Here is a 6,868-nt window from a genome sequence, read left to right as displayed (position 1 = left end):
CTTTGTTTGCTTGTCTCCTGACTCTTGTTCTGTCACTGATATGCTATCATGTCGCGTTATTTTGTTTTTTCTTAATGAACCCGCCACACCCGCGGATCAACCGGCGAAGGTCCGCGGCCGCTGCAGATGTTTAAAAGGGACCGCGTCGCTGGTTCGTCGCCGGCGACTTCAACGGCTTCTTCGGCCTGGTCGTCGACAACCTCTCCATCCTCGGCTTCATCGCCATGGCCCTGGTCGGGATCTTCCAGTTCCCTGCCGATGTAGTGTTCGGCCGCATGTTCCCCGGCACCGCCTTCGGCGTGCTGGTCGGCAACCTGCTGTACACCCTGATGGCGCGCCGGCTGGCCGCGCGTACCGGCCGTGACGACGTCACCGCCATGCCGCTCGGCCTGGATGCACCGACCAGCATCGGCATGGCCCTGCTGGTGCTCGGCCCGGCCTTCATCGCCTTCAAGCAGCAGGGCATGGACCCGCACGCAGCAGGCATCGCCACCTGGCAGCTGGGCATGGCCGCGCTGGTCATCATGGGCGTGCTCAAGTTCGTGCTGTCGTTCTTCGGCGAAGCGGTGACCCGCGCGCTGCCGCGTGCGGCGCTGCTGGGCTCCATTGCCGGCATCGCGCTGGTGCTGATGGGCCTGTTGCCGCTGCTGGAAACGCTGCGCTCGCCGCTGGTCGGCTTCACCACGCTGGGCCTGCTGCTGTACGTGCTGATCGCCAAAGGCAAGCTGCCGGTGCGTGGCCCGGGTGTGCTGCTGGCCTTCGTGTTTGGCACCGTGCTGTATTACGGCCTCGGCCTGGCCGGACTGGGGGCACCGGGCTTCCATGTGCCGGCGTGGGTGCCGCCGCAGGTGGTGCTGCCGCTGCCGACGCTGGGCTTCCTCGACGGCCTGCCCACCGCGATGACCTACCTGCCGCTGCTGCTGCCGTTCGGCCTGCTGATGGTGGTCGGTGGCATCAACGTGTCTGAAAGTGCACGTGCGGCCGGCGATGATTACCGCACCCGCGACATCCTGCTGGTGGAAGCCGTGGCCACGCTGGTGGCCGGTGTGTGTGGTGGCGTGGCGCAGACCACGCCGTACATCGGCCAGCCTGCGTACAAGCACATGGGCGCGCGCAGCGGGTACACGCTGCTGACCGGCCTGTTCGTCGGTATCGGCGGCATGCTCGGCATCATCTCCGGGTTGGTGCAGTGGCTGCCGCTGGCGGTGCTGGCACCGATCATCGTGTACGTGGCCATCGACATCACCACCCAGGCCTTCCAGGCCACGCCGCGTCACCATACCGGCGCGATGGTGTTCGGCTTCCTGCCGTCGGTGGCGTACCTGCTGGCGATCAAGGCACCCGGCTGGATTGCACCGGACCAGCTGCCGCAGCTGCTGACCAAGCTCGACGGCCATGGCCTGCCCGAGCTGGCGGTGATCTTCACCCTCGGCAACGGCTTCATCATCACCTCGATGCTGTGGATCTCGGCGGTGGCGGCGATGGTCGATGGCCGCCTGCGTCGTGCGTGCGGCTTCCTGCTGGTGGCTGCGGTGCTGACTCTGTTCGGCCTGATCCACTCAGTGGACCCGCGCGGCGGCATCTACCTGCCGTGGGATCTGGACGGCCTGGCGCGCATCATCAGCTGGCAGTTCGCTGGGGCCTACGTGGCACTGGCGTTGCTGCTGGGGTTGCTGTCGTTGCAGAAGCAGCCGGTGCAGCCGCTGGGTGAAAACAGCTGACCCCACGGTAGTGCCGGCCGCTGGCCGGCAACGTGGTGGGCTGCAGACGCATCATGTGGTTGCCGGCCAGCGGCCGGCACTACCGTTCGGCGTCCAGTTCCGGGTAGTGGCGGAAGATGCCGTTGGTGTTGAACGGCAACCGCCGCTCCGAGCCCAGATAGGCGGCGATGTTCGGCCGCTTGGTCACCCGCTCCTGCAGCGCACGCAGCAGGGGCAGGGTCGGCGCCAGTGCCTGCATGCGCCGAGGGAACATGTAGTCCAGCCCGCTCAGCAGCTGGAACAGCGACAGATCCACATACGAATGTTCGCGCAGTGCGTGGCGGCCACCATTGGCAGCCAGCACCTGCTCGAAGTAGCCGAGGAACTTCGGCAGCCGTTCGCCACGCAGGGAGGCGGCCCGTGCCTTGGCTTCGGTCTTCTGCTCTTCGTAGTACTTCGATGCGGCAATTGGATGGTGGGTGTCATGCACCTCGGCCACCAGATCAGCGATGGTCAGCTGCAGTTGCAGCGCCTGCACCCGCCGCGAGGCCGCCTGCGGCACCAGGTCCAGCGTCGGGCCGAGAAAGTCCAGGATTGCTGCGATCTGTGCAATGACCTGGCGGCCCGCCTTCAGGAATGGCGGCGCGAAGGGCTGCGCACCTTCACTGCTGCCATCGAGAAACGGCTGCATCACCGCATCGCCATGCACCCGCGCCATGTCGATGTAGTCGGCACCGGCATCTTCCAGCGCCAGGCGCACGAACTCGCCACGGCCCTGGATGCCGGTCCAGTAATACAGCGCGTACTGCATGGCAGTGCCTCCACAGGACAGGACGCATAGCGTCGCGCCACCCACGCAAAGCGCGCGTGAGTGCAATGCCTGCCTGGCGTTGGGCATTGGACGGCGTAGTGTGTTCAGGCCGATGGCGTGACGGTGATGACGTCGTGCTCATTGACGTTGCCAGCCAGCGCGTAGCGATATCCCTTGGCCAGGACCTCAACGTAGCTGTCATGTGCGGCAAGGATGAAAAGCTGCAGGTCGTGGACATTGCGAGGATCGTAGTGCGCGAGCAGCGCCGCAAGGCCAGGATCGTCGATGACCCGGTAGAAGCCGGGGAAAGGGCAGAGACCGGTTTGCCGCCAGTACGCGGTTTCATCGGCTGGTCCGGCTTCCTCGACGATCTCGCCGTGGCGCATCTCATGAAGATTGCCGCCCCGGCAGCGCGCTTCATGGACAAGTTCGAAATCCACCTGCAACGAGCGGTAGCGCATGTCCGGTTGCGCTGCATAGTCCTCCAACGTCTGCGCCTCCACGTTCACCTGTGCGCTCGCGTTCTGCTCGCGATATACCAGCGTCAGGTCCAGCGTGCTGATGCGGAAAGGCACGGGTTCCGGGCGAAGCTCCATGGGTCGTTCGTCGAGGGGGCTGGATCGTTCATTGGGCCGTCCGCCGCACCGCGCTGTCAACGCGTTTCCCGAACCGTACCGGAACGGGTGGGGAACCCTCGGAAATCAGCCGGGTCACACCTTGTCCATGCAGGTGAAACGATGAGGTGCTGCATCATGCAGAGTGGAAAGGCGGTATGGCCCTGGGTGTTGGGCGTGGTGGTGATCGGTGGTGCGGGTGGTTGGCTGTTCCGCGATCAGCTGAAGAGCCTGGCAGACGGTGTTTCGGTGCCGGTGCAATCAACCCCCGCCAGTACCAGCGCGCCGCCACAACCGCAGGCGGCCGCAGAACCCGCGCCAGCACCGCCGCCGATCAGGCATCCGCTGGATACCGAGGCCGCAGCCGATCCGGCGCTGCCGAAGCTGGCTGACAGCGATGCGGCCGCCTGGGGTGCATTGAGCCAGCTGTTCCAGGGCGAGGGGCCATTGACCCTGCTGCTGCGCGATCACCTGATCCAGCGCCTGGTCACCCAGGTCGACAACCTGGACAAGCCCAGCGTGCCACCCACCGCGCTGGCCGCGCGGCCGCTGCCGGGCAGCCTTCAGGTCGAGCCCGGTGAGGGCGGCGAACGGATCACCGCCAGCAACGCGGCGCGCTATGCGCCCTACGTGCAGGCCTTCACCGCGCTGGACCCGGCGGCGACGGCTACCGCCTACAAGCGCTTCTATCCGCTGATCCAGCAGGCCTATGTCGACCTGGGTCGGCCCGACGGGTACTTCAACGACCGCCTGGTCGCGGTGATCGACCACCTGCTGGACACCCCGGAACTGGCCCAATCCCCAGTGGTGCAGCGCGATGAGCGCGGCCGCTACCGCTTTGTCGATCCCACCCTGCAGTCGCGCTCGATCGGGCAGAAGGCGCTGCTGCGGATGGATGCAGCCCAGGCGCGGGCGGTCAAGCAGCAGCTGCGCGCCATCCGCACCGCGATCACCCGCTGAACCCGTCCACCGCGCATGACTGATCCGGATCAACGCGCCGACCACACCCGCTCCGGCATGCTGGCCGCAGGCTGACTGGCCTCGGGGTGCAGTCGCAGCCACCCTTGAAACCGGGTGGGGCAACCGCATCTTTCCAGCATCGCCGGCGCGGGCCGGCCCTGATGACCGATGAGGATTCGCAATGCGGATGGACAAGCTCACCTCGCGTTTCCAGCAGGCGCTGGCAGACGCACAGTCGCTGGCCGTGGGCCGCGACAACAGCATCATCGAACCGGCTCACCTGTTCAGCGCGCTGCTGGACCAGCAGGGCGGCAGCACGCGCCCGTTGCTGGCCCAGGCCGGGGTGAACGTGCCGGTGCTGCGCGAGCGCCTGACCGAGGCGCTGGATGCACTGCCGAAGGTGTCCGGCCAGGCCGGCAACGTTTCGATGGGCAACGACCTCGGCCGCCTGCTCAATCACACTGACAAGCTGGCCCAGCAGAACGGCGATGCCTTCATTGCCAGCGAGTGGTTCGTGCTGGCCGCGCTGGAAGACAGCGGCACGCTGGGCATGGCGCTGCGCGCCGCCGGTGCCGACAAGACCCGCCTGCAGGCCGCCATCGACAAGCTGCGCGGCGGCGAGAACGTGCAGTCGGAAAATGCTGAAGAACAGCGGCAGGCGCTGGAGAAGTACACCATCGACCTGACCGCGCGTGCCGAGAGCGGCAAGCTCGATCCGGTGATCGGCCGTGACGAGGAAATCCGTCGCACCATCCAGGTGCTGCAGCGCCGGACCAAGAACAACCCGGTGCTGATCGGCGAACCCGGCGTGGGCAAGACCGCGATCGTGGAAGGGTTGGCCCAGCGCATCATCAACGACGAAGTGCCGGAGGGCCTGCGCGGCAAGCGCGTGCTGTCGCTGGACATGGGCGCGTTGATTGCCGGTGCCAAGTTCCGCGGTGAATTCGAGGAGCGCCTGAAGGGCGTGCTCAACGACCTGGCCAAGAGCGAAGGGCAGATCATCCTGTTCATCGACGAGTTGCACACCATGGTCGGTGCCGGCAAGGCCGACGGCGCGATGGATGCCGGCAACATGCTCAAGCCGGCGCTGGCACGCGGCGAGCTGCACTGCGTGGGTGCCACCACGCTGGATGAGTACCGCAAGTACATCGAAAAGGACGCCGCGCTGGAGCGCCGCTTCCAGAAGGTGTTCGTGGGCGAACCGTCGGTGGAGGACACCATCGCGATCCTGCGTGGGCTGAAGGAAAAGTACGCTGTGCACCACGGCGTGGAGATCACCGACCCGGCCATCGTCGCGGCGGCCACGCTGTCCAATCGCTACATCACCGACCGCCAGCTGCCGGACAAGGCCATCGATCTGATGGACGAGGCCGCCTCGCGCCTGCGCATGGAGATCGACTCCAAGCCGGAGGAACTGGATCGCCTGGAACGCCGGGTGATCCAGCTGAAGATCCAGCGCGAAATGCTGAAGAAGGAAAAGGACGAGGCCTCGCGGCAGCGCCTGGCCGATCTGGAAAACGACATCGATTCGTTGGAGCGCGAGTTCTCCGACCTCAATGAAATCTGGAAGTCGGAGAAGGCGGCGCTGCAGGGTGCAACCAAGATCAAGGAGCAGGTCGAACAGGCCAAGCTGGAGCTGGAATCCGCGCAGCGCCGCCAGGATTTCGCGCGCATGAGCGAGATCCAATACGGCCTGCTGCCGCAGCTGGAAAAGCAGTTGGCCGCCGCGCAGGAAGCCGAGCACAAGGACTTCAAGCTGGTGCAGGACCGGGTCACCGACGAGGAGATCGCCGAGGTCGTATCGCGCTGGACCGGCATCCCGGTCAACAAGATGCTCGAAGGTGAGCGCGACAAGCTGCTGCGCATGGAAGAGGTGCTGCACAACCGCGTGGTCGGCCAGGAAGAAGCGATCAAGGTCGTCTCCGATGCCGTGCGCCGTTCGCGTGCGGGCTTGTCCGATCCGAATCGTCCGGCTGGCTCGTTCCTGTTCCTCGGCCCGACCGGTGTCGGCAAGACCGAACTGTGCAAGTCGTTGGCCGAATTCCTGTTCGACAGTGCCGACGCGATGATCCGCATCGACATGAGCGAGTTCATGGAGAAGCACAGCGTCGCCCGCCTGATCGGTGCGCCCCCGGGCTACGTGGGCTACGAGGAAGGTGGCTACCTGACCGAGGCCGTGCGCCGCCGTCCGTATTCGCTGATCCTGCTCGACGAAGTGGAGAAGGCGCATCCGGATGTGTTCAACATCCTGCTGCAGGTGCTGGACGATGGCCGCCTGACCGATGGCCAGGGCCGTACCGTGGACTTCCGCAACACCGTCATCGTGATGACCTCGAACCTGGGCTCGCACCAGATCCAGGACATGGGCGCCGACGACAGCCCGGAGGCCTACACGCAGATGAAGGCGGCGGTGATGGGCGTGGTGCAGGCGCACTTCCGCCCGGAGTTCATCAACCGCCTGGACGACATCGTGGTGTTCCATCCGCTGGACAAGCAGCAGATCAAGCAGATCGCGCGCATCCAGATGCGTGGCCTGGAAAGGCGCCTGGCCGAACGTGGCTTGAAGCTGCTGGTGTCCGATGCAGCGTTCGACCTGCTCGGCAACGTCGGTTTCGATCCGGTGTATGGCGCGCGTCCGTTGAAGCGTGCAATCCAGGCACAGCTGGAAAATCCGCTGGCGCAGAAGATCCTGTCCGGGGCCTTCGTCAACGGCGACACCATCGAAGTCGGCAACGACGGCGGCCATCTGGTATTCGCCAAGGCGTGATTCACGCGGGGCGCTG

General features: G+C 65.7%; 4 protein-coding genes and 1 pseudogene. 3 read left to right on the top strand and 2 right to left on the bottom strand.

The window, feature by feature from the left end:
* Window positions 1–140: 140 nt before the first annotated feature.
* Window positions 141–1,721, top strand: a pseudogene (locus tag EKL94_RS17140) (hypothetical protein); the annotation flags it as partial.
* A 79-nt stretch (window positions 1,722–1,800) separates the two neighbouring features.
* Here EKL94_RS17140 and EKL94_RS17135 read toward each other — a convergent pair.
* Together EKL94_RS17135 and EKL94_RS17130 are read right to left on the bottom strand one after the other, a co-directional pair.
* Window positions 1,801–2,511 carry a glutathione S-transferase gene (locus EKL94_RS17135; RefSeq protein ID WP_126930003.1) on the bottom strand — a complete coding sequence of 237 codons (711 nt, stop codon included), beginning with the start codon at window positions 2,509–2,511 and terminating at the stop codon, window positions 1,801–1,803.
* 104 nt (window positions 2,512–2,615) lie between these two features.
* Window positions 2,616–3,107 carry a hypothetical protein gene (locus tag EKL94_RS17130; protein WP_126930002.1) on the bottom strand — a complete coding sequence of 164 codons (492 nt, stop codon included), beginning with the start codon at window positions 3,105–3,107 and terminating at the stop codon, window positions 2,616–2,618.
* Window positions 3,108–3,263: 156 nt separating this feature from the next.
* Here EKL94_RS17130 and EKL94_RS17125 point away from each other — a divergent pair, with 156 nt between their 5' ends.
* Together EKL94_RS17125 and clpB are read left to right on the top strand one after the other, a co-directional pair.
* Window positions 3,264–4,085, top strand: a complete 822-nt coding sequence (locus EKL94_RS17125; RefSeq protein WP_126930001.1) for a DUF3014 domain-containing protein — start codon at window positions 3,264–3,266, stop codon at window positions 4,083–4,085.
* Window positions 4,086–4,266: 181 nt separating this feature from the next.
* Window positions 4,267–6,852, top strand: coding sequence for an ATP-dependent chaperone ClpB (gene clpB / locus EKL94_RS17120; protein ID WP_126930000.1), 2,586 nt, complete (start codon window positions 4,267–4,269; stop codon window positions 6,850–6,852).
* Window positions 6,853–6,868 lie beyond the last annotated feature (16 nt).

The organism is Stenotrophomonas maltophilia (genome assembly GCF_003970865.1).
GTDB classification, from domain to species: Bacteria; Pseudomonadota; Gammaproteobacteria; order Xanthomonadales; family Xanthomonadaceae; genus Stenotrophomonas; species Stenotrophomonas maltophilia_AR.
The sequence above is the reverse complement of the archived record's forward strand: the minus strand, read 5'-3'. Positions and strand labels throughout refer to the sequence as shown.

Coding starts and splice junctions, on each gene's coding strand:
- EKL94_RS17125 (WP_126930001.1), top strand. CDS start 3,264: ATGCAGAGTGGAAAGGCGGTATGGCCCTGGGTGTTGGGCGTGGTGGTG.
- EKL94_RS17135 (WP_126930003.1), bottom strand. CDS start 2,511: ATGCAGTACGCGCTGTATTACTGGACCGGCATCCAGGGCCGTGGCGAG.
- EKL94_RS17130 (WP_126930002.1), bottom strand. CDS start 3,107: ATGGAGCTTCGCCCGGAACCCGTGCCTTTCCGCATCAGCACGCTGGAC.
- clpB (WP_126930000.1), top strand. CDS start 4,267: ATGCGGATGGACAAGCTCACCTCGCGTTTCCAGCAGGCGCTGGCAGAC.